The following is a 26,151-nucleotide window of genomic DNA, read 5'->3' as shown; positions in this document are numbered from 1 at the left end:
GATGTAAAGAATGTAGAAGTTTTCTGGCGCAACTGGTGTGGATTTTATCGTACTAGATTTTAGTAACGTCGCAGAACTTATTGTTGTGTGATCTTTAAACACCAAGATTGAATTTGAGAAAATTATGAAGGCAGCAATTACTTGGATTTTGGTTGCGAATGGTGAACGTGCCCGTATTTTTGAAGTGCATGGTGTAGGCAATGGTCTGAATGAACTCACCGAGCGGGAGATTTTTGCTGATTTGGATGAGAAACATACAGACCAAAAAGGTCGTACCTTTTCGAGTACACAATATCGTAGAAGTGCGTTGGAGCCACATGAAGAATTGCGGAACAATTTTGTAATTCAGATTGTTGAGCAACTTGAAACATGGAACTTGGAAACACATTATGATCGACTGATTATTTGTGCGGCTCCGAATATTCTAGGTCAACTCAGAAAAGAAGTTTCAGGTAATATACGCGCGAAAATATCGGCTGAAATTCCTAAAAATATGGTGAGCGCAGAGTTGCCAAAATTGATGTCGCTGTTCGGAGATTATGTAGCCTTATAATCTGGTTTTTTGACTTATCTCAATTTTATGAACTCAAAAGAAGCTAAGCTTAATTCGAAATAACTTAGCCTTGAAAGGAGACATAGAATGGCTTCATCTTTTTTGCCCTCATTGTTTGGCACTAGAAAAAACACACCCGTGTTTAATTCCCTTCAGAATGAAATCGATAGAGTATTCGAAGATTTTCGGAAAAGTCCATATTTGGAGAATATGCCATTTCCTGACGACGACCACTCCATGCTGGTTCCAAAAATTGACATTTCAGAAACAGAAGGTGGTTTGGAAGTTTCAACTGAGTTGCCGGGTGTAAATATGGATGAGATTGAGATCTCGGTCATAGGAGAAAATCTGTTGATTGAAGGTGAAAAGTCAGACGAGCAGAAAACGGAAGAAAAGAACTATCGTTTGGTAGAACGTTCTTACGGGAGGTTTTCGCGTTCGGTTCCTTTGGGGTTTGAAGCGGACCCAGATACAGTGGATGCAAAGTTTTCTAATGGCATATTGAAGGTTTCAATAGAAAAGCCAGCGGAAGTTCAGATGAAAACAAAGAAAATAAAAATTGAGAAAGTAAGTTAGCGCTATATTTTTTATATGGGTTGCGAGGTTGGTTACAATGATCATGCAAGTTATGACATTGTGCCAGTCTCGCTATTTTATTAGTCAATTAGGATTTTGTTTGTGTTTTGAGGCAAGTCAAACAGAAATCATATATATCTGATATGCTCATGTAAGAGGCCAACCCATGAGTACAGTTCTTTCGCAATTTCCGATATTAATGAATATCTTATTGTTTCTAATTCTTGCGGCCGTTGTATGGATATCCGGTTCCCGCCTTGCATATCTATCCAACGTGGCAGCGGGAAGGTTGGGTATTTCAACGTCTTTGATGGGCTTATTGTTCTTATCGACCACGACATCATTGCCAGAGATTGCCACGACGGTTAGCGCCGTCATTGACGCTAGACCCAGACTTGCCCTGAATAACCTTTACGGCGGAATTGCTCTACAGACCGCAGTTCTTGCCGCAGCGGATATTTTTGCAAGAGGTGCAATATCAAACTATCCTCGTAAAGCTAATCATGCTTTGGAAGCGACACTTCTGGTTTCATTGTTATCACTGTCAATTATCGTCGTTGTAATAGGCGAACCTATTGTTATTTGGAATGTTGGACTCGGTAGTTTTTTTGTACTCGTATTTTATTGCTCCGCCATTTTTCTTCTCAGGAAATATGATGACAATAATGATTGGATACCCGTTGATCTGCAGGAGGTGAAATCAAATTTACAATCCCAAAGTCAGCCTGATCAAGTGAATAACGCAACTACACGGCGTGTTGTTTGGATGAATATTGCCTATGCATCGGTGATTTTTATAGCCGGTGTTTCCCTTGTTCAAATGAGTGTTGTGATTTCTGAACAATCCGGCATTGGAATGGATATAATGGGTGTTGTGTTTTTAGCAGGCGCGACGTCTTTACCCGAGCTATCGACGACACTTGCTGCTGTGCGTTTGGGTGCATACACGCTCGCGATTTCCAATATTTTTGGAAGCAATCTTATTATGGTTGGGTTGGTCTTTCCGGCAGACTTTTTGTTTAGACAAGGTGCCATACTCAGTTTTGCAGATAAAACCGTCCAACTTGCTGCTGCGCTAGGTATTTTAGTTACATCAGCTTATTTGATAGGGCTTCTTATTAGGCGGAAGCCAAGAGTTGGAAGAATGGGATTGGATTCTGTATTTGTGCTGGTTGTCTATATTGGCAGTTTGGGTCTTTATTGGATTCTACGATAGCGGACCTGACCTCATTTTTAGTCACAATCTTTTATTAAACTCGCATGTAGATCTTTTAAGATAGCTAGAAATTCAAGTGTCAAACATATAAAGCTCGGAGAACGGTATTTCGAACCATGTTTATCGTTAACGATAATAGTAGTTACTTACTGCGTAGGGTTTATAAATTCTCTTAAGTCTGCGAAATTTACGTCATCTTTTGATTCAGTGAGGTTATTTGGTGTTCATTCGCGTTGTAATGACATTTTCATATTTATTATTGTTAGCGATAACCCCTGTTTTGCCGGCGGTTTCGAGCGAACATCGGATTGAAATCCCGATAAAAATCTCCTCGTTACCAGAAGATGCTTGGGGTAAAAGTAGGATTTTTTCAAATCTCGAAGGTCAAACTTTCGTTCTGCGTGATCTGGGTTACGGCCCGTTTAATGATGCGTCGATGTGGAAAATATCTATTAATCAGGCGCTTCCATTTGGCAGAAAGATTTTAAGTTTTGATTTGATTGTCGGTGAGAAACACAAACCACTTTGGGGTGACCAACTATTTCAACCCATTATCAATGGTGTGGAGGCGGAACCGGCTTTAGATGAAAATGGTGCAGTTTCATTTAATAAAATTGTCTCTGATGGTCGAGGCTTCATTCCTGCAAGATCTCAGAAAATCGCACTCTCTATGTCAGAGTCAGAACTATCACTATCTAGCTTTGCGCTTATGACCGCAGGTGCAGAAAATTATGAAATCAAACTCAGCAATATGAAGGTCGTTGTTTGGCCTCAATCACATGTGCAACGTCCGCACGTCTCAACGCTCGGATATAGAGAGGGTAGTTCTAAAACTGCCTATATTGAATGGTATGATCGTGAGCGTCGTGCCTTGAAAACAAAAACTAAAATATATTTGAATAACAAAGCAAGTGGACGCATCAAGGAAATTGATATTAGTTTGCCGAAGCGGAGAACTGCCATTTCTGGCAGTCATGTTAATGCAATCGATTTAAGTGATCTGACCGCAGGAGAATACGATTTAATCGTTCCGTCATTTGGTGAATATACTCAAGAAACAAAAGCTTCATTTGAGGTTAATACAGGAAATTCACATATAAAAAAGCTTCGTGATCAGGCTTGGGGTGCCTTTTACTGGATAACAAGTGGTCCTAATGGCCCTTATCCAAAAGCACACCAACAGGATCTAGGCGCTATAGATTTTGATGTGCCAACTGAAACAAAAGATGTTAGCGGCGGCTGGTTTGATGCCGGCGATTACGGAAAATATAGCGTCAATGGAGCTTATAGCGTTTCGCTTATGCTAATCACAGGTTTAATTGCCTCTGATGTGTTGTCGCATGACATCAATAAAGTTGGAAACACATCCGCAAATGTTGCGGACTGGCTGCGTGTTGCAGACACCGAGCTGAGTTGGCTTTATAAAATGCAACGTGCAGATGGTGCGGTTTATCACAAGGCAACAACTCGGAAATGGCCGTCTGCCACGACGGCACCGGAAGATGACAGGGCAACCAAATGGCTTATGCCTGTTACAACAACTGCGACTGCAAATTTTGCGGCTGCAATGTCACTTGCAGCAAAACTATATCTCACACAAGAAGATGAAATTTATCAAAAACGCGGGATGGATTTTAAAATTTCTGCGGAAAAGGCACTGAACTGGCTTGATGAAAATCGAGAGCTTAAAATGATTGATCAATCCTATGAGGGTGATGAATATGGTGGTGCTTACGATGATGATGATGATAGTGATGAAAGGTTTTTTGCTCATGCAGCTTACGCTGCGCTGACGGAGAATAATACCGCATTTGCAACCGCATATGCTGATTTGAAAAATCTCAAACCCAAGATGGAGGCTAGAGAATATGATGTGAATTGGCGTACTGTAGATCTATTAGGCGTTTGGGCGCTTGCTACATCCAATAAGCTGGATAGCAGAACTAAGAAATCTGTAATGAAAATATTACGCAGCGCATCAAATAACTGGCGTAACCTACAGGCTCAATCTTCTTGGGGGGTTCCAGTTTCAGATGATGGCGATCTTTATTGGGGCTCCAACGGAGTGTTCGCAACAATTGGTTGGCATTGGGCCCTGTGGTCACATCTTAGCGGTGAGAAAGCTTTTATTGATAGCGCTGAAATGCAACTTCATTACTTCTTTGGTCTTAATCCACTCAATAAAACCTATGTCACCGGCCAGCTTCCTAACTCAGTAAAAGCTGCTTATTTTGGGCCGAGCACATCAGGTCGCATAGAATTACCTGCAGGGTTTATATCAGGTGGTCCAAACTCATCTGGACTAGATGGAAATGCACCACCAATGCGCAGCTATATTGATGACAATATGAACTTTACCACGAATGAAGTGGCCATTAACTGGCAATCGGCGTGGGCTCTTTATGCAAGTTTGTTAGCAGCAAAAACGCACTGAACTAATTCAAACTAAAACTGCAAACAGCAGGAGCCACGTTCTGCCATAATCGAATTATTTTATTAATATCGGGGCAAACACCAAATTTGAACTTCTCGGTTTCCAACTTTAGATGCTCATTTTCTAGATGGGATGAATTTGGGAATGGTTGATATGTAGATTATCCCTTTTCAGTTAGCGAAAAGTAGAATTGGACAGGGATTTACATCTCTGCAATTTAATTTTGATGCAAATTCATGGGCGGACTTAGAGAGGTCTTTACATTGCGTTAGACATCTTTCGAATTCGTGCGAGTTGCGGATATGCCATGATTTTTCTTGACTATACAGCAACCGCATAGGTTATTTGAAATGAGCATTAGCCAATGCGAAGATAATCAGACTACACTTCAAAGATGTGCAACACAGTTTATAAGGAGGTATAAATGATTAGCTCAAATATCAAAAAATATCTGATAGCGCTAACGGCAGGACTAGTTCTTGCAGGCGGTGTATCAGCTAAAACTCTCAACATTCACAATGGGGGAGATCCAAGTTCACTTGATCCTCACAAAGTTTCAGGAGATTGGGAAAACCGCATAGTTGGTGACATCTTTGAAGGCTTGGTAACAGAAGATATCAATGCTGAGCCAATCGCTGGCCAAGCTGAAAGCTGGACGATATCAGATGATCAACTAACCTATACTTTCAAACTTCGTGATGATATTACATGGACTGATGGAACGCCTGTAACAGCTGGCGATTTTGTATTTTCGTTTCAACGATTGATGGACCCTGAAACTGCGGCTAACTACGCTTATCTGCAATATTCAATTAAAAACTCCGAAATGATAAACAGCGGCAAGATCACGGATATAAGTGAACTTGGTGTAAAAGCAATTGATGATAAAACGCTTGAAATTACACTTGAGCAACCAACGCCTTATTTCTTGGGTGCCTTGACCCATTATACAGCTTACCCTTTGCCTAAACACGTTGTCGAAGCTAAGGGTGGTGATTGGATGAGAGTCGAAAACATTGTTACGAACGGCGCCTACAAGCCAACAGAATGGGTGCCAGGTTCACACGTTACAACAACAAAGAACGAGACCTTTCACGATGCTGCAAATGTAAAAATCGAGAATGTAAAATTCTTTGTTTTGGAGGATGAGTCGGCTGCTCTAAAACGCTACCGCGCTGGCGAATTTGATATCCTGACGGAGTTCCCAACTGACCAATACGCATGGATGGAAGAAAATCTACCCGGTCAAGCGCAAGTCGCGCCATATGCTGGTCTTTACTATTATGCAGTCAACACAACAAAACCTCCATTTGATAATGCTGATGTTCGCCAGGCGCTATCCATGTCGGTTAATCGTGAAGTGATTGGGCCGTCTATCTTGGGCACTGGCGAATTGCCAGCTTACTCTTGGGTTCCGCCAGGGATGGCTAATTATGCCGAGCCTGCAACGGTTTCATGGAAAGACATGCCTTACAATGATAAAGTCGCAAAAGCGAAGGAACTACTTTCTGGAGCAGGCTTTAACGATGGCAACAAGCTGAAAGTTCAGTTGCGTTATAATACAAATGAAAACCACAAACGAATTGCAGTTGCAATTTCAGCCATGTGGAAAGCAATTGATGTTGAAGTTGAACTGTTCAATACTGAAACAAAAGTTCACTACGCTGACTTGCAGGAAGGCGATCTACAGGTTGCCCGCGCAGGATGGTTGGCCGATTATAATGATGCCGACAACTTTTTGAACCTTCTAAAATCTGGCGTGAATTACAATTATGGTCGTTATTCCAACCCAGAATTTGATAAGTTGGTAAATGAAGCAAATGCATCAACTGACGTTGCAAAACGTGAAATGATGCTCAAACAAGCTGAGCAACTCGCGCTTGATGAATCGGCTTCAATTCCAATCTACTACTATCTGGCTCGCAATGTGGTTTCACCAAAAATCACGGGCTATAAGAACAATGCTTTCGATATTCATCGTACGCGTTGGCTCGATATCTCTGAGTAGTAACTTCTAAATTGGAACTTCTTATCAGCCCGAATTGCATTATATAAATTCGGGCTGACGGGATGTTAAACGCCTATGTTCAGCTATGCACTTCGCAGATCCCTAACGGCACTTCCTGTTCTATGGATCGCAATAACAGTCTGTTTCTTTGTTCTTCGGCTCGCGCCTGGAGGCCCTTTCGATGAAGAGCGGCCAATGCCAGAGGCGGTTAAGGAAAACCTTGCCGCGCATTACAATCTGGATAAGCCTCTTATGCAGCAATATTTTATTTATATAACCGATGTACTGCAGGGCGATTTAGGCCCGTCTTTCACAACGGAAGATTTCACAGTTGCAGAACAAATAGGAATTGGTTTGCCATTTACTCTTATTTTGGGTGGCACGGCTTTTTTCATATCTATTTTTTTTGGTGTTCTTGCAGGTGTGTATGGCGCATTAAATCGCAATGCATTTGGTGATCACTTTATCGCAGCCATAATCTTGTTAGGTTTGGTAATTCCCAACTTTTTGCTGGCACCTATATTGCAGTTATTTTTTGGAATCGAATTGGATTGGTTGCCAGTAGGTGGCTGGGGTGACGGATCAGCTCGCTATCTTGTTTTACCCGTTGCAGTTCTTGCCTTTCCACATATTGCGCGAATTTCAAGGCTTATGCGGGGGTCGATGATTGAGGTTTTGTCTTCGAACTTTATTCGGACCGCCAGATCAAAAGGGTTAGGGTCACCGATGATCGTTCTGCGTCATGCGCTTAGACCTGCACTTATGCCTGTTTTATCTTATCTGGGGCCAGCCGCTAGCTACTTGCTAACTGGGTCTCTGGTGGTTGAAACCATATTTGGACTTCCTGGTATTGGTCGCTATTTTATCAATGCGGCGTTAAGTCGTGATTACGGCATGGTGTTGGGAACAGTGGTGTTTTACATGGTTCTTATTTTAATCCTTAACCTCCTCGTTGACATTTTTTACGCGTGGCTTGACCCGAGAGTGAGGTCTAGATGATTTTACGATCTATTAAAAAATCAATTATTGATGGTGCAATTGAGAATGAAGAAATTACCGGACGTTCCCTCTGGCAAGAAGCTCTAACACGTCTAAGACGTAACAAAGCCTCAATGATTGCAATCATTGTTTTATCGATACTTATTTTGGCTGCGTTTATTGGTCCTATGCTTCTTCCCTACAATTACGAAGATCCGGATTGGAACGCATTTCGAATAGCGCCATCAATCGAAACGGGGCATTATTTCGGTACAGATCAAAATGGCCGTGATCTTCTGGCTAGGACTTTCTATGGGACGCAGGTTTCGCTTGCAGTTGCGGTCGTTGCGACATTTGTATCGATCGTCATTGGAGTTTCTTATGGTGCGATCGCCGGATATGTAGGCGGACGTGTTGACCAAGCTATGATGCGGTTTGTAGATATTATGTATGCTCTCCCGTACATCTTATTTGTAATACTCTTGATGGTCATATTTGGGCGAAATGTTTACCTGCTATTTGCAGCTATTGGTGCGCTTGAATGGTTGACGATGGCTAGGATCGTGCGTGGACAGACCCTGTCTTTGAAGAACCGCGAGTTTGTGGAAGCAGCGCGTGCATCTGGTCGCAGTACATTTGGCATCGTTTTTCGTCATATAGTTCCCAATCTAACTGGCCCTGTTGTGATTTATGCAGCGCTGACCATTCCTGAAATTGTGGTTACAGAGAGTTTTCTGTCCTATTTAGGGTTTGGTGTTCAAGAGCCATTAACTTCGCTAGGGACACTTATTTCAGAAGGGGCTGATGTTCTGGAAGTGCTGCCATGGTTGCTCTGGTTCCCTGCTGGATTTCTTATTTTGTTGCTGTTGAGTTTACTCTTCATTGGCGATGGCCTGCGCGATGCGTTCGATACAAAAGACTAATAATGATGATGGATCAGAAGCAATGACCCGATTACTTACAATAGAAGATCTTTATGTTGATTTTGATACCACAGATGGCGTTGTCGAGGCTGTTAAGGGCATAGATTGCCACATTGATGCGGGTGAATGTCTCGGTGTGGTTGGTGAATCAGGCTCTGGAAAAAGTCAGACTTTTTTGGCCGCAATGGGCCTATTGAGCAAAAACGGCAGAATGCGTGGTAAGATCGACTTTAGAGGTCAAAATTTACTGGATTTAGACCTAAAGACGCTTAATAAAATTCGCGGATCAAAAATATCAATGATCTTCCAGGATCCGCTTACATCACTCACGCCTCACATGCGCATTGGCGACCAGATGCGTGAAGTATTGTCACTTCATCAAAACATGAACGATGCAGACGCCAATGCTAAATGTTTGGAATGGCTTAACCGAGTACAAATACCCGAAGCTAAGCGCAGATTAAAACAATACCCATTCGAACTGTCTGGCGGTATGCGCCAACGGGTGATGATCGCAATGGCTATGTTATGCAATCCAGATGTTTTGATAGCTGATGAACCAACGACTGCGCTTGATGTAACCATTCAGGCTGAAATTCTTGATATCATGGATACGCTGCGGAAAGATCAAGGAACGGCTATTGTTCTGATTACGCATGACATGGGTGTGGTAGCGAGAATGTGTGACCGGATTCAAGTAATGCGCCATGGTCAATATGTAGAGGCTGGATTGACCGAAGACATATTTGCTAAACCAAAAGAAGACTACACTCGTATGTTGCTTGACGCGATGCCAAGAATTGATGAACCACGCGGCGACAAAAAAAGCACCATTCAAAATAATACAACCACAAAAGAGTTCCTGTCTGTTGAAAATTTAAATGTCAGTTTCGGTATTCCTACTGGCCTTTTCTCGCGACCAATTGATTTGAAGGCCGTGGATGGCGTCAGCTTTAATCTTAATAGAGGCGAAACGCTCGGTATTGTTGGTGAATCGGGAAGTGGAAAATCAACTCTCGCCCGCGCTGTGTTACAGTTAGTTTCAGCCAATGCGGGAAGTGTATCGTGGCTTGGTAACAATCTCACGGATATGAATGAAGACGAGTTGCGCGCGCAGCGACGTGACTTGCAAATTGTCTTCCAAGACCCGATGGCCAGCCTTAATCCGTCGATGACAATTGGTTCGTCTATTATGGAACCAATGCGAATTTTTGCTCCTGAAATGTCGGCGGAGGAGCGCAAGAAACGCGTCTGCGAGATGATGGAACGAGTGGGTCTACCATCCTCGATGATCAATCGCTATCCGCATGAATTGTCAGGTGGTCAAAATCAACGTGTCGGGATTGCAAGAGCTGTGATCATGAACCCGAAACTTGTGATTTGCGATGAAGCCGTATCGGCTCTTGATGTGTCCATTCAGGCGCAAATCATCGAATTGCTAAGAGACTTGCAGAAAGAAATGGGATTATCCATGTTATTTATCTCTCACGACTTATCTGTCGTTAGAGATATCTCTGATCGAATCCTTGTAATGTATCTTGGCAACATGCTTGAGCTTGCAACAAACGACGAGATGTTTGAAAATCCGCAACACCCATATACCAAGCAGTTAATCTCTGCTGTTCCTATACCAGATCCGAAAATTGAGCGAAACCGGAGGCGGATCAAACTAAAGGGGCAAGGGATGTCACCTCTCGATCCAGCGTCAAGACTTAGATTTTTGCCCTCGAAAATAAGTGAACTTAAACTTGAGGATATAAAATCCTTTCGACCGACTATATTAGATTGCGGTAATGGGCATCTATATGCGGAACACGATGGAATTGAAGGCTTGATTGAGTAGTTACGCAGTCCTGTTTTACATCGCCAAGTTATTGTTAAGTTTGACCAATATTTGAGATTTCACACAAATACAAATAGTTTAGCAGCATTGCTAAGCGTTATTGAAAGCGTTCAAAACACCAATGTATTAGCGATGTGCTAGATTGTTTCCCGCCAAAAGCAAAATCAACCAATGATTTGAACTACACCCAAATACCCCGCACCAAAAAAGTGTAAGGGTCAGTGACTGTGCTAACACAGTGCTAGCAAATAGCTTAGTACATGGCTTTGTTAAGTGATTATATAAGTCATTGTAATTATAGAGAAAATTGGAGCGGGTGAAGCGGTTCAAGCGCTCGACCTTAACCTTGGCAAATATGGTAACCGGCTATATTCTTCAGTGGTTTCAATAGCTTGCTTTTGCTGTGCTAGGAGTGTGCTAGAAAAAACTGTCTTCTGATTTGCCAAAAGAAATTTTTGACTCTGACTTATCATGGTAACAATGTTGCAGCTTAACTTTGATGAATGATATGGTGACGCACAATATGAGACCAAACCCGACAAAAAGTGACGAACATGTCAATTGATAGCGCAGTACTATTGACTGCAAAAGACCTGAATATCAATTTATCTGAAGCGGTAGAAATCGGTATTGTCCAAGCAGTGAGTAAGCTTAAAGTTCCACAATGGAAAATTGAAAATCAAACAGCTATTCAAAGCTCAAATGATTTTGTTGAAGGACGTGAATTACCTTTGTATTCAGATAGATTATTTAGATGGTAAAATATGAAATTTTCGAATATGTGTCAGAAGAAAATTTAGTTATTGGTGTTCAAGTCGATACCCATAGCCATTAAATAATATGTAGAATATGGATTGCTTTCTGTGTTTAAAAGGGCTGTTTTGATGGTAGGGTTCGTCCAAACTGATGTTTTACGTCCCATTTCCTCGTAGTTCATCCAACAATACTGATGTCAAAGTAGTTGTGAGCGTTTGTTGAAACGTAGTTTTTTGGGGTTTTATTTGACTAAAAAGATTTTAATTACGGGTGGTGCCGGATATATTGGCAGTCAGACGGTACTTGCGGCTCTAGACCAAGGTTATGATGTAGCAATTATCGATAATTTGTCCACAGGCCGCAGAGAAAATATACCACCCAAAGTTATTTTTTATGAGGTGGATCTCGTTGATAAACCTAAAGTGGAACAGGTTCTCAAGAAGTTCTTACCAGACACAGTAATTCATTTTGCAGGTTCGATTGTAGTGGGTGAATCCGTTGAAAATCCTATTAAATACTACAGAAATAACACCTATGCTTCGCTTGCTTTGATTGAAGCCTGCGTGAAACATAACGTGCAACGTTTTATCTTTTCATCCACAGCTGCGGTATACGGTAGTCCAGACAGAGGCAGAGTTAAAGAGATTTTTCCAACGATTCCTATTAATCCTTATGGTCATTCAAAACTTATGACAGAACAAATTCTGTCGGATGCTGCAAAGTCTCATGGATTTCGTTATGCCGTCTTACGGTATTTTAATGTCGCTGGTGCAGATCTAAACCTTAGGACGGGTCAGTCAGCGCCCTTGGCAACCCATTTGATCAAAGTAGCCTGTCAGGCGGTTCTGGGGCTACGTCCATCTGTAGAAATATATGGTACCGACTATGATACGCCTGATGGTACGTGTATTCGTGATTTTATTCATGTCTCTGATTTAGCCAACGCTCATTTAGATGTTTTGAATTATATGACTCAGAAAGATGCGTCAGATATCTTTAATTGTGGTAATGGGCGTGGACATTCAGTCAAGCAAATTCTTGATGCAGTCCAAAGGGTTAGTGGTGTAGATCTTAATATCAAATATGGTAACCGCCGAGCTGGGGATCCTCCTTTTTTGATAGCCGATACGTCACGCCTGCGGGATAGAACTGGATGGGTGGCACAGCATGCGAATATAGATGAAATAGTTTCAAGCGCATTGGCTTGGGAAAGAAAAATATTAGAAGACGGAAGATTATAAGTCCTTTAGGCGATTGCTAATTTGATTAGTGCGGATTTTCTGAACCAACAACTAATCGTTTTTTTGATATCTAGCATATGTAGCGTAGTGCTAGATATTTGGTTCAGATCTTTTTGCTGACTTTATTAATGTGGCAAAGACAAAAATTGTGAATAACACCATCCGGTCATCAGTTATGTAGGAACCAGTTAATCCAAATATTAGAATACCCAAAAATAGAAGATACACGCTATGGGTTTCTGGCAATTCTTTAAAATGTCTGGCAATAGCCCTATAAACCACACTATGATAAAAAAGTATCAAGCTAGCGCCGATGATGCCATGGGCTGCGAGTTCATGTATATACATGTTATGAAGTTGTCTGGCTGCAAACTTAATATTATGCAATTCTTGCAGATAGACACTTAGTTCGCTGTGAATATTGGAGGCACCTATTCCGAATAAAATGTTTTGTGTGAAAGTACTCCAGCCAAATTCCAGCATGTAAACTCGCAATTTTACTGCTTCATCCAGGAGGATATTGCCAGAGGTCAATACGTCTAATGTACTTTGTATACGTAATACTTCCGCATAATTTAGGCATAGGATGATGAATATGCTTGGCAGAAAAAATGCCAGGAAGAGGTTTCTCCTCGCATTATCCTCTTTTTTGAATAATCTATAAATTAGGAATAAAAATTCTAATATTATAACAACGATATAAAACACAATTATTATTCGCGTACCTGTTGCAATTGCGTTTACAATGCCAGCGTAGAAATATATTCCACCCACCCATATTTTCTCCGTGTTGTTTATTCTAAATCTACTAATGCAAGCGTAAATCATTAGCAGATATGCTGTAATGATCGGGTTCGTACCGAAGCCAATACGCTGTGAACTATTTTCTATTAAAGTATATGTTGAAAGGATTACAAATATAATTGCGGCTATTCGACAGCCAAGAATTAAGTACTTCATTGAGTTTCGGACTAAGCTTAGCCCTATAATGATTGGTATTGTTAAAACGAAATATAGAGGAAATACATCATTCAAGCCATTCCAAACTCCGGTACTAAACCCAATTACCAGAATGTTGATAAGCATATACATGGCGACAGATACGCTGCTAATAAGAACCGTCCTATTATCGTCCAATAATTTTGGTTTCTGAAATATCATCCACATGCCAAAAAAAGCGAAAAATAAAATTATTATCGACGGAGCGCTTGTGTATAACAGAAATGAAATTGGCATCATCGTTATAAGAATAGCGTCTACATATTTCTGACGTATAGAAAAAAGCTTGTAATTTCCCGTAGTTTTCATTGTGGGATTTTCCGAGTTGCAATACTATTCATAACCCTCAACACTAACTCCTTTGTTCTAAATAGAAATGTTGACAAACGCCTATAAGCGGGAAATTTTTTGTATTTATCCCCTGTAATCAATCCAATTTCAGAGTAGGGAGGTGTTGGGTGAGGGAAGACGCTTGGTCTTGTAATAAATGTAGGGACTCCATGATACCAAGGGCGCTCTAGCATGGTATCGTAAGGTAAGTCACCTGGTATCATAGTCTTCAATAGCTTGGTTGCCCCTGATCTGTTTATCCAATAAGCCGCTGAGCCGCCAGTTGGTCCGAACCAGCATTGTCCAATTTCTTGCCCACTTGGCGATGTTAATAATGGTTCAAAAAAAGGTTTTCGATTGGTTTCTAATTTAATGAGCAATGGTTTTTCAGTATAGTTTTCATCCAAATAGTTACAAAAGGAGATCTGTTCTTCGCCAATTTCTATGTCATCTTCCAAGATAACTGCAGAACTATAATTGCTTCCATTGAATGCTCTCAGTGCCTTTAAATGACTTGAATAACAACCGTACTCGCCTGGTTTTGGATGGCGACCATTATTTCTACGAAAGCATTCCAAGTTATATTCGGTATATTCGTCTTCGGAAACAAATTTGCCATCGATAGCATCGATGCGGGTAAAAGCCTTGTTCGAATAAACAGCGTTCTTAGTAAATTTTTTCCATCTGTCTTTGGAGCGTGCGAGATTTATTACATAGAAGTGTGACATTTTATACCTTATGGGTATGCTTACAGTATTTAATTATCTTGGGTTAATTCATTTTTACCAAAGATCGCATAAAGCTCTAATATATTTAATCAAAATTTCCAATGAGAAATGAACTATAATTTGGGGGATTATTCTTTTTGAGCAAATATTGAATACGGGAAATTTTTTTAGATTTGAGTTTGGTAGTGTTTGTCTGACTTAAGTATTCTCTAGATAAAGGCATTTGCTATAAAGGATACCCTTTTGAAGGGTGGGGAAGTTATAATTGGATTGGTAGATGGATTTACTATTCAGATTACTATAAATGGTCTATCTAAGGTGTATGAATTTGAAACAATTATCATTTTTTGAACGTATCTTGGATCGCCTTTTAAGCTTGGATCGCGTATATAAGCGCTTCTTGCAAATTCTCTCTGATTGCATTCTGATTATAACTTGCTTCGCATGCGCGATGGCTTTGCGACTTGATGGATTTAACTTTGTTAGTACTCCAGATGTTTGGAATGTTCTATTTATAGTACTACCTGTTACTATCTTTCTTTTCATTCACTTAAGTCTTTATCGAGCTGTTCTCCGTTTCATCTCTTCGCGCGCGCTTCGAACCATTATGTTTAGTGTATTCATTTCTGCTGTTGTAATGTTTGTTGCCGATCAAGTGTTTGTCCTTCCTGTTCCCCGTTCTGTACCGATTATTTATACCGTGTTGTTATTCTGTGCGATTGGTGGCTCTCGGTTCGGTTGGCGCGCACTTTACAGGGTGCGAACAGGTCGCCAAAAGGTAAATGTTGTTATCTATGGCGCAGCCGAAACCGGTCGCCAACTTTTGGATGCTATTCGGTATGTAGGTGATTACGCTGTTGTAGCGTTCGTCGATGACAATAAAGAATTGCATGGTCAGGAAATTAATTCCGTAAAAGTATATTCTCCAGATAGTTTGGATTTATTAAAACGAAGAATGGGTGCTACGGCTGTCCTTCTCGCTGCACCGGGCGCAAGTAACGTCCAAAGACGAAAGATTATTGAGCGGGTTGAGAAGCATACGCTTCAACTTAGAACAATTCCGACGATTGGTGATTTGATATCAGGTAGGGCACAAGTTAGTGATTTAAAAATTGTGCAAGCAGAGGAATTATTAGGAAGAAATGCTGTTCCTCCTAGAATGAATTTATTGAAGGCTCACATTTCAGATAAAGTTGTGATGGTTACTGGAGCTGGAGGGTCAATCGGAAGTGAGCTTTGTCGCCAAATAGTGCTGCAAGAGCCCAATTCTCTTCTGTTATTTGATATCTCTGAGTTTGCCCTTTATAAAATTCATGATGAATTGGAAACATTAGACCCACAACTGGAAACGAAAATCATCCCACTTGTTGGATCTGTGCAAAACAAAGAGCTATTGGAAGTTGTTCTAAAATCATTTGAAGTTCAAACCATCTATCATGCAGCAGCATATAAACATGTACCACTTGTCGAGCAAAACGTTGTTGAAGGTATCCGAAATAATGTTTTCGGCACTAAGGTTTTGGTCCAGGCTGCAATTGCAGCTGGAGTTGAGACTCTTACTCTTGTATCTACTGACAAAGCTGTCCGACCAACAAATTTCATGGGTGCTTCGAAACGTATTGCGGAATTGATCTGTCAAGCTTATTCTAAGGGACAGTCGCATACACAAATCTCAATGGTGCGATTTGGCAATGTTTTGGGCTCATCTGGTTCGGTTATTCCGCGTTTTAAAGAACAGATAAAAGCAGGTGGACCAGTGACTGTTACTCACCCCAAGATTACTCGTTTTTTTATGACAATTCCCGAAGCGGCGCAATTGGTTATACAGGCAGGTGCCATGGCCAAAGGTGGGGATGTATTTCTGCTTGATATGGGAGAACCTGTCGAGATCGCGGATCTTGCTCGGCGGATGATCCGATTACATGGGCTGGAGCCTTATTATGAAGATTCAAGTCCTGAAGAAATTGAAAATGGTGATATCTGCATTGAGTTTTCTGGCTTAAGATCAGGTGAAAAGCTCTACGAAGAGTTGTTGATTGATGGTAATCCAATAGGCACTGAGCATCCGCGGATAATGTGTGCAGAGGAAAATTCACTTGATAGTGAGGAGCTTGATTTGAAGCTTGAGAAACTACTGCAGGCATGCCGGGAGTTTGATATCGAACAGATTAAAAGGTTGTTTTTAGCTATGCCTATAGAATTTACCCCCGAGGGTGAATTATCGGATCTTCTCTGGTTGCAATCAGATGCATCGTCTAAAACTTTGAAATCAAATACGGTGCGATCCAGCCTGAATGTGATTGATATCGACCGTGGTGCTTAGCGCTGTTAATCTATATGTTTTGGAAGTTGCTATCCATGATTAAAAAATTCGATTGGCCTTATAAGATTACTATGCGTTTTATCGATTTATCAGCTGCGGTATTTATTCTTGTTGTAACGTCTTGGTTACTTTTATTCATTTTTGTTTGGGTAAAATTCGAAACGCCAGGTCCTGCGATATTTCGTCAGAAACGGGTTGGTTTGAACGGTAAAATTTTTATCTGTAATAAATTTCGTACTATGTATGAAGATACTGAAGATGCTGCCAGTCACTTAATTTCTGCGACGAAAATAACAAAAAGCGGAAGGTTCTTGCGTGCAACGAAACTTGATGAACTTCCCCAAGCTTGGAATATTCTTTTAAACGAGATGGCTATTGTCGGTCCGAGGCCATGTTTGCCAAATCAGAAAAGATTGATTGCGGAACGCATCGAACGTAATGTGCTAATGATAAAACCTGGCATTACAGGTTGGTCTCAAATAAGAAACATTGACATGTCTGACCCTATTAGGCTTGCCAAGAGCGATGCTGAGTATCTAAAATATCGTTCCGTCGTGCAGGATATTAAAATTATGGTTTTGACTGTATCGGGCAAAGGGCAGGGCGATAAGGTTAACCTTTCTTAATTCTTTGGTAATTCTCCCAATTTTAGGTGAGTTTAATTGTAGAATTTTGGCGCCATTTTAAGTTTCTGCATCTGTGTTATTCCGCCAATGCCCATTTTGGGTCCAAACATAACTGATATCGACGACCCATTATTGATTGGGATGATCTGATGTAAAATTCTGGTTCAGCAGGTTTGGTGCAATATTGAACTTATGATTGCTGTCTGTTGTAACTTTATGTTTGCCGGTCCTGATTACAGATATATTATTTTGGCGCATCAAACGACCGACTCGACGGTGTTCGATGCCCAGATCAATCTCTTTCAGCTCTGCGGTCATCCGTGGCCGACCATAACTTTGCAGGCTCAGACGATGCTGCTCTCGAATGTGTGCCAGCAACACCATGTCTTCACGTTGACGCTGACTGATTGGGCGGGTTCGATAGGCTCTATAACCACGCGGGCTGACATTCATGATTTGGCATAAACGTCCAGCTGGCAACATATTTCTATTTTCTTCGATAAACTTAAACCTCATGGCTTTTGGTTCGCGAAGAATTGTGTTGCCTTTTTTAATACTTCCCTCTCCTCACCCAGAAGGCGATTTTCTCTGCGAAGTTCCACAATCTCTCGTTCCAGATCAGATTGAACTGAAGGCTTCTCAGTGGTGTTCCGGTCTTGCTGTATCTATTTACTTAATGTTGAAAAGCCAATATCAAAATCAGCCGCTACTTGCTTTCGCGTCAGGCCACTTGTAAGCGCAACCCGAACTGCTTCCTGCATTAATTCTGCTGTACGTTTCGTTTGCATAGTCGTTCTCCTTTTGCGCATACTACTTGCATTTTAAGTTGCCGCAAGCTAAAGGTCGCGTAATTATTTGATTGACCCTAAAAAATATTAGTTTGGTTGATTTTGGTTTTTGCCATTTGAATAACCAGAGCGTATTGTATCTGCCTAAATATCTATTATAATTTTAGCGTTGTAAGCTAGGCTTGCCTACTGTAATGAAATTGATACAAGAATTAATAAATTTGGTCTGCAGGAAAGTGATGCTCTTTTCGTTAGAAAGTTACCTCTCAACAATCAGATAATACATGGCGATTGCCAGGATTGTTCTGCCATTATTCTGGCAAATGGCAGAACTTATTATAATTAACGGAATGAAAAGATCGTGCAGAAAAGAATAAGAACGTATCTTAACAGAATAAAACATGCCGCCGCAGCAACTGCTAAAATTCCAAATCATTTATCGTCTCAAAAAATACTATTAGAAAAGCAACTTTTATTATCAGGGCGACAGGCCAGTGTTCAAATTCGCCAGCAATCTTATCTGAGCCACCTCTCCGACGCAGAATTTAGTGTATATTCTCAGTGGGGTGAAGATGGTATAATTGATTGGCTTATACAAAATTTACCGATTGAAAACACGAGTTTTGTCGAATTTGGAGTTGAAAATTTTTCGGAAGCTAATTGCAGATTTTTACTTGAAAATCGAAATTGGCGAGGGATGGTTATGGATGGTAATCAAAGCCACATTGATTTTGTTCGTGCGCAAACATATTATTGGAAATATGACCTTAATGCTCATTGTGCATTTATTACAGCTGAAAATATTAATGATCTTTTAGCAGTGCAGGGCTTTGGTGGTGAAATTGGTTTGTTAAGCATCGATATTGATGGAAATGACTACTGGGTTCTAAACGCTATTGACTGCTGCAAGCCTGCGATTTTAGTTTTGGAATATAATTCGATCTTAGGTGATCTTTATGAGCTTTCGGTTCCATATTCATCGGATTTTTATCGCTTTGATGCGCACTATAGCGGCCTATATTTTGGGGCATCGTTACCTGCTATGAATAGCCTAGCAAGAAACCGCGGTTATACCTTTGTTGGTACTAATTCAAATGGTGTCAATGCATTTTATGTCCGTGATGACCTTGCGCAATCAATAACAGATAGTCTGGGTTCTGTTGTTGGTTTCCCCTCACGTCATCGTGATAGTCGTGATAAGAAGGGCCAACTGAATTACATGGCAGGTCTTGCTCGCAGCGTAGTTATCGAAGATTTACCTATAGTGAATGTGGATAGCGGCAAAACTCTACTAATTAAAGAATTGGGATCTTTATATAGCCGTGAATGGCTGAGTGGAATGTAGGAAGTATGTTATGACTTTGGAAATTAAAGCACCAATTTCTGTTGGGGAATTGATAGATAAGATAACGATTTTGGAAATAAAATCTGAGAAAATTAAAGATTCTGGTAAACTTAAAAATATCCAGGTTGAGTTGAAGTTGCTAGACCAATTGCTGACTTCTCTGAAAGTTAGTAAAGGGGAAGTGTTGCAACTTAAAAAGCAGTTGAAAATTGTTAATTTTGATATTTGGCAATTGGAAGATAGCATCCGCGATCATGAACGCGATAAAAATTTTGATTGTGGCTTTGTAGATCTTGCTCGCAAAGTTTATAAAACAAATGATAAACGAGCTGCTTTTAAGAATAAGATCAATATTTTGGTCGGCTCAGTTATTGTGGAAGAGAAGTCATATCAAGAATATGATTAATCAGACTATATCAATTTATTGACAGAGGTGATTTCATGAACATCCTACTTGGACAATTGGGCTCGAATGGTGACTGTCTATATGCTACAACATTAGCGCGGCAAATTAAAACAGATATGCCAGACTGTCATCTGACTTGGGCTATTTTGTCCCTTTACAAACCTGTTTTACGTAATAATCCTGATGTTGATGAAATTCTTGAAATTCCGACTAAGCCTGGTAACGATCATGGACGTATTTGGCATACTTTTGAGCAAGAAGTTATGCGGCGTCAATCTGGTGCCAACCCCTTTTACGACAGAACAATCATGTCACAAATTTGGCCCGCGCATTTTGAACGTTACGATGGGACTGTGCGGCCATCTATTTTACGTGGTTATGAAAATCCAATTACGGTACCCATAAAAACCATTGTCGAGCTTGATGACGAAGAAATGGAAAATGTCTCTCGTTTTATTTCTAAGCACAACCTGAAAAGCTTCGATCAAATTGTAGTCTTTGAATGTAGCTCAAAATCCGGGCAATCGCACGTTACTCCTGAATTTGGAGCGCAAGTTGCTAGAAATTTAACAAGGAGATTGCCGAACGTCGCCGTTATCTTGGCGACGCATCTGCCTACCTATGAGGATAAAAACATTTTTAACGGTGCGCAACTGAGTATGCGGGAGATTGGTGGCTTACTGCAAATTACGGACTTATTCATTGGGTGTGGTTCTGGTTTAACCGTTATTTCGACGTCTACAGTTGCGAAAGAAATTCCTAATATTCAAATTCTCAATGGATCAACATCGGTATATGCTTCGTTTGCTCATGATTTTGAGTATTTTGGTCAAGATACATCCCACTTTATAGAATTGCATGATGTGCCAACGAATGTGGTCGCCGATATATCTCTCTCCGTTTTAACCGGAAACTTCCAACAAGCGAGAGATGCATTTCACCAAACTTCTAAAATACCATCGTTTAATTTTTATTTGGATTTGATCAGCCAAAGGTTATTGCACCAACTTCGGTATTGTGATGCTGCACGCTCTCTTAGCATCACAGCAGACAGATATGGCTGGGTCCCAGAACTTATTAATTTCGCACGTTGCAAAGTTGCACCTATGATCTTTGAAGATCCAAGTTATATATATCCAGCTGTGAAATTAGAAATGCGACGTTTCCTTGATACAATAGCGGATACCACCAACATGGTAGATTGTGATCGGGCATAGTCGCGGTGAGAGTATCTTCTAGCTTCGTGCGTTTTGGGGACTTGCGTGTAAGCTATCTAATAGATTAAAAGCAGTTTAGTATTTTTAGCATTTTTCTCGTTTACAAGAGGTGACTTTCCTTGCATCCCAAATACATAAATAAGTGCCGTGTCTGCGGCTCTCCAATTCTAGCTGAAGTTGTGGATTTAGGTCAGCAATGTTTACAAGGAGCTTTTCGCAAGGAGGGGGTTATTGAACCGCCGCGGAGGATGTTACCAACGAAATTAGTCCGTTGTGATGTAACGGCCAATCATGATGCTTGCGGGCTTGTCCAGCTCGGTCATACCTTTCCGCCAGAGGTGCTTTATTCAAATTATTGGTACAAGTCTGGCACTAACCAAACTATGAGAAGTCACCTAGCTGCCATTGTTGATGCAACTTGTGCCTCTATTGATAATAGATCAAACTTAACTGTTCTGGATATTGGATGTAATGATGGGACGTTGTTATCATCTTACCCAGATGGAACTAAAATGTTTGGGGTGGACCCTTCTGATATTGCTAACTCTGCCTCGGAGGAGATTGGGTTTTCACTTGCAAATGATGTTTTCCCGTCGGAGGCATCATCAGCCGTAATTGGGGACACCAAGTTCGATATCGTAACCTCGATAGCAATGTACTACGATTTAGAAGATCCTGTTGGTTTTGCAAGGGATATCAAGTCTGTTCTCAAAGACGATGGCATTTGGGTTGTCGAGATGTCCTATATGCCTTTGATGCTATTGCAAAATTCATTCGATACCATCTGTCACGAACACTTGGAATATTATAGCCTTGCTGTTTTGGAGTATATTTTTAAACAGGCTGAGCTACGTGTTTTCAAGGCGGAGATTAACGATATTAACGGCGGTTCTATCCGTTGCTATGTTACGTCTGCAGCAAATGCAAACCGCGGCACTACCGAAGATGCAAATTATTTGCGTCGTTTAAGGATGCGTGAATTTGATATGGAATTGGATACTGAAGATTGTTATGCACGTTTTCGGACACAAATACATCGACTCCGAGAAGAGACCCGTACACTTCTTTATGATATTCGCAGCCAAGGTAAAGTAATTCATATTTATGGCGCATCAACGAAAGGCAATGTGCTGCTTCAATGGTATGGAATCGATTGTTTAATTGCAGAGGCCGCAGCAGACCGAAATCCGGATAAAGACGGTGCCTATACCTTAGGCACGGATATTCCAATTATGTCGGAAGAAAAATCCAGAGCTAAAAATCCAGACTATTATTTGGTTCTACCTTGGCATTTTAAAAGAGAGTTTTTAACACGGGAACGAGAAATAATTGATAAAGGGACGCAACTTATTTTTCCACTACCTGAACTGCTTATCGTTAATAAGGATAATGTTGATGATATTCTTGAAAAAATGGATGGTTCAAAGGGCAGCCAATCCATGGGGCAGGATTTAGAGGCGTTGCTGTGGAAATAAAGCCAAAGCAACGCGCACTTGTTTTGGGGGCAAATGGCCAAGATGGCTCTTATTTATGTGAACATCTGGTAGCTGCAAATTTTGACGTTATCGGAATTGGTAGACAAGAGGTGGCGGCCCATCCTATTTTGTCTTCTGCATACGAGTATCGCCAAATTGATCTATGTGATTACGAACTTGTGGTTATGTTTCTGAAGAAAATTAAACCTGATATTGTTTACCATGTTGCTGCGGTTCATGGATCTGCTGGATTTGAATATGAAACTGTATTTGATAAAGTCATTGATGTTAATCTGAAATCTCTTTTTGCAATTTTGGAGTATGCCAGAAATCATAATACGCAAACGCGATGTGTATATGCGAGTTCCGCCAAAATATTCACTTCGCCTCTTGCTGGCGAAATCCGCGAAAATTACCCACAATCGCAGGACTGTCTTTATTCAATTACAAAAATAGCGGCAGAATCAATTCTTGATTATTATTATACTCGCCATGGGATAGTTGGTCATGTCGCATATTTTTTTAATCATGAATCAGCACGCCGAGGTTCGGAGTTCTTTTTTTCAAAAATCTGTGATTCGGTTGCTCATTCCGTTATCGATGTAAATTATCAAGTAGAAGTACAGAATTTGAATTTTGACTTAGATTGGGGCAGTGCAGAAGAATTTATGCATTACTTTATGCGTCTAGCGACAAAATCAGAACCAGAAAAAGTTATTATTTCGCGTGGTGAAACCCTTAATGCTAAAACACTCACAGCAAGTCTCTTCGCACATTATGGCCTCGATTTTTGTGACCATATTATCATTAATTCACCGAGCCCAAAGCTAACTTCATTTAATACAAATTTGGAGCATATGGAACAAATTTTTGGGGGCCTGCCAAAGGTTACAGCATTTGACCTTGGTGTTAGTATGGTAGAAGAAAAGTTGAAATCGTTACGTGCGGTGATTTAGATATGACTTATGAATTGTTCTCCAAAATTAGGCGATTTAAAATGTTGCTTGATGTATTGAAATCTCAAGGAGAAACAATTTCTTTTGTAATTCAGCGAAAGCAAAAATCATCGATAATTGCTCAGTTAGAATCCCGTCTCTCCGAACAGGAAGAGCGGCACATCCAAATTTTGGCAAAGCTGGTTTTCAAGTCAGCTAAACCAACCCAAACACAGATAAGTGAGCTTCTGAAAATGCGCGCAGCACATGATAGTTGGGATGATGCTTTAAAAATTTATTTTGATTAAATAAAGCTGCCATAGAAAATTATGCAAGCAAGTTTACTCTACTTAAAATCCATCATTCACCGATTTTGAGTGAGCCCAAACTGCAAAAACCATTTATAAGTCTCTGAAATTCCTTCTTTGAGGGGAATTGTTGAGTTCCACCCCAGATTTTCTAGTTTACTAACATCCAATAGTTTTCGCGCGGTGCCATCGGGCTTACTTGAATCGAATCTAATTTTACCCTTATAGCCTGTTACCTCAGCAATTAACTTGGCCAATTCATGGATACTAACTTCTTGCCCACTGCCTATATTTATATGACTTAGCATAGGCTCAGTATGAGCCGCATATTCCTCTTTATCAAGATCAAGCACAAAAAGGGATGCGCTTGCCATATCCCGTACGTGCAAGAACTCTCGTCTGGGCATTCCTGTTCCCCAGACGACTACCTCGCTATCACCATTTGATACTGCTTCGTGAAAGCGTTTAATGAGGCCAGGGAGGACATGGCTGTTTTCTGGGTTGAAATTGTCACCCTCACCATAGAGATTAGTTGGCATAACTGAACGATAGTCTGTATTATATTGTCGATTGTAACTTTCGCATAGCTTGATGCCAGCTATTTTAGATACGGCATAAGGTTCGTTTGTTTTCTCCAGTATGCCAGATAGAAGAGCACTCTCAGATAAAGGCTGGGTAGCGTCACGAGGATAGACGCAAGATGACCCTAGAAACAGTAATTTTTTAACACCAATTTCGTACGCATGATGAATGACATTAGCTTCAATCATCAGATTTTGATAAATGAATTCAGCGGGATATGTATTATTGGCATGAATGCCACCAACCTTTGCCGCCGCCAATATTACAATATCAGGCCGCTCTTTTTGCATAAATTCCTTAACAGTTCGCTGATCTGTCAAATCATGTTCGGCGCGGGAACTAGTAACGGTTAACTCGCCTCTAGCTAGCAGCTTCGTCAAAATGGCATTTCCAACCATACCGCGATGGCCAGCCACATAATATTTCATTGACATGCTCTCTAGTTCCCTAGGCTGACAGGAAGGCCTAATCCATGTTCATTTAAGAGTGCTTGTCGTTTGGCATCTTTGAGATCTTCTCTGACCATTTCCGCGCACATTTCTTGTGCAGTTATTTCAGGTACCCATCCTAACTTCTCTTTTGCCAATGTTGGATCACCAAGTAATGTTTCCACTTCAGCAGGGCGATAATAACGAGAATCAATGCGCATGATGACATCTCCGATGTTTAATCTTAATGCTTCGTTTCCCTTAATAGCATCGATAATACCAATTTCCTCTGTACCTTTTCCCTCAAACCGCAAAGTAATGCCGAGTTCTTTTGCCGACCAGATTATGAAGTCACGCACAGAATACTGTTTACCAGTAGCTATTACAAAGTCTTCGGGTTTTTCTTGCTGCAACATCATCCATTGCATCCGGACATAATCCTTTGCATGCCCCCAATCCCGTAAGGCGTCAATATTTCCCATATAAAGGCACGTCTCTAGCCCTTGAGAAATATTGGCTAAACCTCGCGTAATCTTTCGCGTAACGAAGGTTTCGCCTCTGCGTGGGCTTTCATGATTAAACAATATACCGTTGCAAGCATAGATACCATATGCTTCTCGATAGTTGACTGCAATCCAATAAGCATAAAGCTTCGCGACCGCATAAGGAGAGCGAGGATGAAATGGCGTTGTTTCTCTTTGCGGTGTTTCCTGCACAAGTCCATAAAGTTCTGATGTCGATGCTTGATAGAATCGAGTCTTTTCTCCCAACCCCAAAAATCGAATTGCTTCCAATATGCGCAATGTTCCCATGGCATCTACATCTGCTGTATATTCAGGATTTTCAAAACTAACAGCAACATGGCTTTGTGCACCCAGATTATACACTTCGTCAGGCCTGATTTCGGCCAATAATCTTGTGAGATTTGAACCATCGCTCAAATCACCATAATGCAATTTTAAGCGAACATCATCTGAGTGTGGATCCTGATATATATGGTCGATACGTTGGGTATTAAAAAGTGATGCTCGTCTCTTGATGCCGTGGACTTCGTAGCCTTTTTCCAATAGCAACTCAGCTAAATATGAGCCATCTTGTCCTGTAATACCAGTAATTAGTGCACGTTTAACCAT

22 protein-coding genes and 1 pseudogene are annotated in these 26,151 nt (G+C 40.8%); 18 read left to right on the top strand and 5 right to left on the bottom strand.

The window, feature by feature from the left end; genetic code table 11:
- The first annotated feature begins 124 nt into the window (after window positions 1-124).
- The 10 genes from G3W54_RS12580 (at window position 125) to galE (ending at window position 12,528) form a co-directional block, all read left to right on the top strand.
- Window positions 125-553, top strand: coding sequence for a host attachment protein (locus G3W54_RS12580; RefSeq protein ID WP_162653367.1), 429 nt, complete (start codon window positions 125-127; stop codon window positions 551-553).
- Window positions 554-640: 87 nt separating this feature from the next.
- The gene (locus G3W54_RS12575; RefSeq protein ID WP_162653366.1) at window positions 641-1,129 is read left to right on the top strand and encodes an Hsp20/alpha crystallin family protein; all 489 of its coding nucleotides are present in this window, start codon (window positions 641-643) and stop codon (window positions 1,127-1,129) included.
- Window positions 1,130-1,295: 166 nt separating this feature from the next.
- The gene (locus G3W54_RS12570; RefSeq protein WP_162653365.1) at window positions 1,296-2,345 is read left to right on the top strand and encodes a hypothetical protein; all 1,050 of its coding nucleotides are present in this window, start codon (window positions 1,296-1,298) and stop codon (window positions 2,343-2,345) included.
- 238 nt (window positions 2,346-2,583) lie between these two features.
- Entirely contained in the window at window positions 2,584-4,779 is a 2,196-nt protein-coding gene (locus G3W54_RS12565; RefSeq protein WP_162653364.1) for a glycoside hydrolase family 9 protein, read from the top strand.
- Window positions 4,780-5,206: 427 nt separating this feature from the next.
- Window positions 5,207-6,787, top strand: a complete 1,581-nt coding sequence (locus G3W54_RS12560; protein WP_162653698.1) for a peptide ABC transporter substrate-binding protein — start codon at window positions 5,207-5,209, stop codon at window positions 6,785-6,787.
- A 75-nt stretch (window positions 6,788-6,862) separates the two neighbouring features.
- A complete protein-coding gene (locus tag G3W54_RS12555) occupies window positions 6,863-7,786 on the top strand; it encodes an ABC transporter permease subunit (RefSeq protein WP_162653363.1) in 924 nt (307 codons plus the stop codon).
- Complete coding sequence (locus tag G3W54_RS12550) at window positions 7,783-8,688, top strand: ABC transporter permease subunit (protein WP_162653362.1); 906 nt, start codon at window positions 7,783-7,785, stop codon at window positions 8,686-8,688. Before G3W54_RS12555 ends, G3W54_RS12550 begins: the two co-directional genes overlap by 4 nt.
- A gap of 22 nt (window positions 8,689-8,710) precedes the next feature.
- A complete protein-coding gene (locus G3W54_RS12545) occupies window positions 8,711-10,531 on the top strand; it encodes an ABC transporter ATP-binding protein (protein WP_162653697.1) in 1,821 nt (606 codons plus the stop codon).
- A gap of 554 nt (window positions 10,532-11,085) precedes the next feature.
- Entirely contained in the window at window positions 11,086-11,292 is a 207-nt protein-coding gene (locus G3W54_RS12540) for a type II toxin-antitoxin system CcdA family antitoxin (protein ID WP_197742829.1), read from the top strand.
- Window positions 11,293-11,532: 240 nt separating this feature from the next.
- The gene (gene galE / locus G3W54_RS12535) at window positions 11,533-12,528 is read left to right on the top strand and encodes a UDP-glucose 4-epimerase GalE (RefSeq protein WP_162653361.1); all 996 of its coding nucleotides are present in this window, start codon (window positions 11,533-11,535) and stop codon (window positions 12,526-12,528) included.
- A gap of 90 nt (window positions 12,529-12,618) precedes the next feature.
- On the opposite strand, the gene G3W54_RS12530 is transcribed toward galE, so the two are convergent.
- Both G3W54_RS12530 and G3W54_RS12525 read right to left on the bottom strand, forming a co-directional pair.
- Window positions 12,619-13,836, bottom strand: coding sequence for an O-antigen ligase family protein (locus G3W54_RS12530; protein WP_162653360.1), 1,218 nt, complete (start codon window positions 13,834-13,836; stop codon window positions 12,619-12,621).
- Window positions 13,833-14,585, bottom strand: coding sequence for a glycosyltransferase family 25 protein (locus tag G3W54_RS12525; RefSeq protein WP_162653359.1), 753 nt, complete (start codon window positions 14,583-14,585; stop codon window positions 13,833-13,835). The genes G3W54_RS12530 and G3W54_RS12525 overlap by 4 nt, the downstream gene beginning before the upstream one ends.
- Before the next feature lie 328 nt (window positions 14,586-14,913).
- Between G3W54_RS12525 and G3W54_RS12520 the strand changes: the two genes are divergently transcribed.
- Window positions 14,914-16,908, top strand: a complete 1,995-nt coding sequence (locus G3W54_RS12520) for a nucleoside-diphosphate sugar epimerase/dehydratase (RefSeq protein ID WP_197742828.1) — start codon at window positions 14,914-14,916, stop codon at window positions 16,906-16,908.
- A gap of 35 nt (window positions 16,909-16,943) precedes the next feature.
- On the top strand, window positions 16,944-17,534 hold the full coding sequence (locus G3W54_RS12515) for a sugar transferase (RefSeq protein WP_244627887.1): 591 nt from the start codon (window positions 16,944-16,946) through the stop codon (window positions 17,532-17,534).
- Window positions 17,535-17,666: 132 nt separating this feature from the next.
- Here the strand turns inward: G3W54_RS12515 and G3W54_RS19305 are convergent.
- Window positions 17,667-18,322 (bottom strand): annotated as a pseudogene (locus G3W54_RS19305) (IS3 family transposase); the annotation flags it as partial.
- Between the two features lie 361 nt (window positions 18,323-18,683).
- On the opposite strand from G3W54_RS19305, the gene G3W54_RS12500 reads away from it, so the two are divergent.
- The 6 genes from G3W54_RS12500 (at window position 18,684) to G3W54_RS12475 (ending at window position 24,008) form a co-directional block, all read left to right on the top strand.
- Window positions 18,684-19,667 carry a hypothetical protein gene (locus tag G3W54_RS12500; RefSeq protein ID WP_197742827.1) on the top strand — a complete coding sequence of 328 codons (984 nt, stop codon included), beginning with the start codon at window positions 18,684-18,686 and terminating at the stop codon, window positions 19,665-19,667.
- 10 nt (window positions 19,668-19,677) lie between these two features.
- Window positions 19,678-20,073: a DUF6165 family protein gene (locus tag G3W54_RS12495; RefSeq protein ID WP_162653356.1), complete on the top strand. Its 396-nt coding sequence runs from the start codon at window positions 19,678-19,680 to the stop codon at window positions 20,071-20,073.
- 35 nt (window positions 20,074-20,108) lie between these two features.
- Window positions 20,109-21,290, top strand: coding sequence for a glycosyltransferase family 9 protein (locus G3W54_RS12490; protein WP_162653355.1), 1,182 nt, complete (start codon window positions 20,109-20,111; stop codon window positions 21,288-21,290).
- Window positions 21,291-21,409: 119 nt separating this feature from the next.
- The gene (locus G3W54_RS12485; RefSeq protein ID WP_162653354.1) at window positions 21,410-22,765 is read left to right on the top strand and encodes a class I SAM-dependent methyltransferase; all 1,356 of its coding nucleotides are present in this window, start codon (window positions 21,410-21,412) and stop codon (window positions 22,763-22,765) included.
- Window positions 22,756-23,721 (top strand): GDP-mannose 4,6-dehydratase, encoded by a 966-nt coding sequence (locus G3W54_RS12480; RefSeq protein ID WP_162653353.1) that lies wholly within the window; start codon window positions 22,756-22,758, stop codon window positions 23,719-23,721. The genes G3W54_RS12485 and G3W54_RS12480 overlap by 10 nt, the downstream gene beginning before the upstream one ends.
- Window positions 23,722-23,762: 41 nt before the next feature.
- Window positions 23,763-24,008: a hypothetical protein gene (locus G3W54_RS12475; protein ID WP_162653352.1), complete on the top strand. Its 246-nt coding sequence runs from the start codon at window positions 23,763-23,765 to the stop codon at window positions 24,006-24,008.
- Between the two features lie 56 nt (window positions 24,009-24,064).
- Here G3W54_RS12475 and G3W54_RS12470 read toward each other — a convergent pair whose 3' ends face one another.
- Both G3W54_RS12470 and gmd read right to left on the bottom strand, forming a co-directional pair.
- Window positions 24,065-25,024 carry a GDP-L-fucose synthase gene (locus tag G3W54_RS12470; protein WP_162653351.1) on the bottom strand — a complete coding sequence of 320 codons (960 nt, stop codon included), beginning with the start codon at window positions 25,022-25,024 and terminating at the stop codon, window positions 24,065-24,067.
- 5 nt (window positions 25,025-25,029) lie between these two features.
- Complete coding sequence (gene gmd / locus G3W54_RS12465) at window positions 25,030-26,151, bottom strand: GDP-mannose 4,6-dehydratase (RefSeq protein WP_162653350.1); 1,122 nt, start codon at window positions 26,149-26,151, stop codon at window positions 25,030-25,032.

Origin of the sequence: Lentilitoribacter sp. Alg239-R112 (assembly GCF_900537175.1) — a bacterium.
Taxonomy (GTDB): Bacteria; Pseudomonadota; Alphaproteobacteria; order Rhizobiales; family Rhizobiaceae; genus Lentilitoribacter.
Note: the sequence above shows the minus strand (reverse complement) of the source record. Positions and strands in the feature narration are given on the sequence as shown.

Bases quoted from the DNA above. Each gene is read 5' to 3' on its own strand.
- G3W54_RS12580 (WP_162653367.1), top strand. From the start codon at position 125: ATGAAGGCAGCAATTACTTGGATTTTGGTTGCGAATGGTGAACGTGCC.
- G3W54_RS12575 (WP_162653366.1), top strand. From the start codon at position 641: ATGGCTTCATCTTTTTTGCCCTCATTGTTTGGCACTAGAAAAAACACA.
- G3W54_RS12570 (WP_162653365.1), top strand. From the start codon at position 1,296: ATGAGTACAGTTCTTTCGCAATTTCCGATATTAATGAATATCTTATTG.
- G3W54_RS12565 (WP_162653364.1), top strand. From the start codon at position 2,584: ATGACATTTTCATATTTATTATTGTTAGCGATAACCCCTGTTTTGCCG.
- G3W54_RS12555 (WP_162653363.1), top strand. From the start codon at position 6,863: ATGTTCAGCTATGCACTTCGCAGATCCCTAACGGCACTTCCTGTTCTA.
- G3W54_RS12550 (WP_162653362.1), top strand. From the start codon at position 7,783: ATGATTTTACGATCTATTAAAAAATCAATTATTGATGGTGCAATTGAG.
- G3W54_RS12545 (WP_162653697.1), top strand. From the start codon at position 8,711: ATGACCCGATTACTTACAATAGAAGATCTTTATGTTGATTTTGATACC.
- G3W54_RS12540 (WP_197742829.1), top strand. From the start codon at position 11,086: ATGTCAATTGATAGCGCAGTACTATTGACTGCAAAAGACCTGAATATC.
- G3W54_RS12530 (WP_162653360.1), bottom strand. From the start codon at position 13,836: ATGAAAACTACGGGAAATTACAAGCTTTTTTCTATACGTCAGAAATAT.
- G3W54_RS12525 (WP_162653359.1), bottom strand. From the start codon at position 14,585: ATGTCACACTTCTATGTAATAAATCTCGCACGCTCCAAAGACAGATGG.
- G3W54_RS12515 (WP_244627887.1), top strand. From the start codon at position 16,944: ATGATTAAAAAATTCGATTGGCCTTATAAGATTACTATGCGTTTTATC.
- G3W54_RS12495 (WP_162653356.1), top strand. From the start codon at position 19,678: ATGACTTTGGAAATTAAAGCACCAATTTCTGTTGGGGAATTGATAGAT.
- G3W54_RS12490 (WP_162653355.1), top strand. From the start codon at position 20,109: ATGAACATCCTACTTGGACAATTGGGCTCGAATGGTGACTGTCTATAT.
- G3W54_RS12475 (WP_162653352.1), top strand. From the start codon at position 23,763: ATGTTGCTTGATGTATTGAAATCTCAAGGAGAAACAATTTCTTTTGTA.
- G3W54_RS12470 (WP_162653351.1), bottom strand. From the start codon at position 25,024: ATGTCAATGAAATATTATGTGGCTGGCCATCGCGGTATGGTTGGAAAT.
- gmd (WP_162653350.1), bottom strand. From the start codon at position 26,151: ATGGTTAAACGTGCACTAATTACTGGTATTACAGGACAAGATGGCTCA.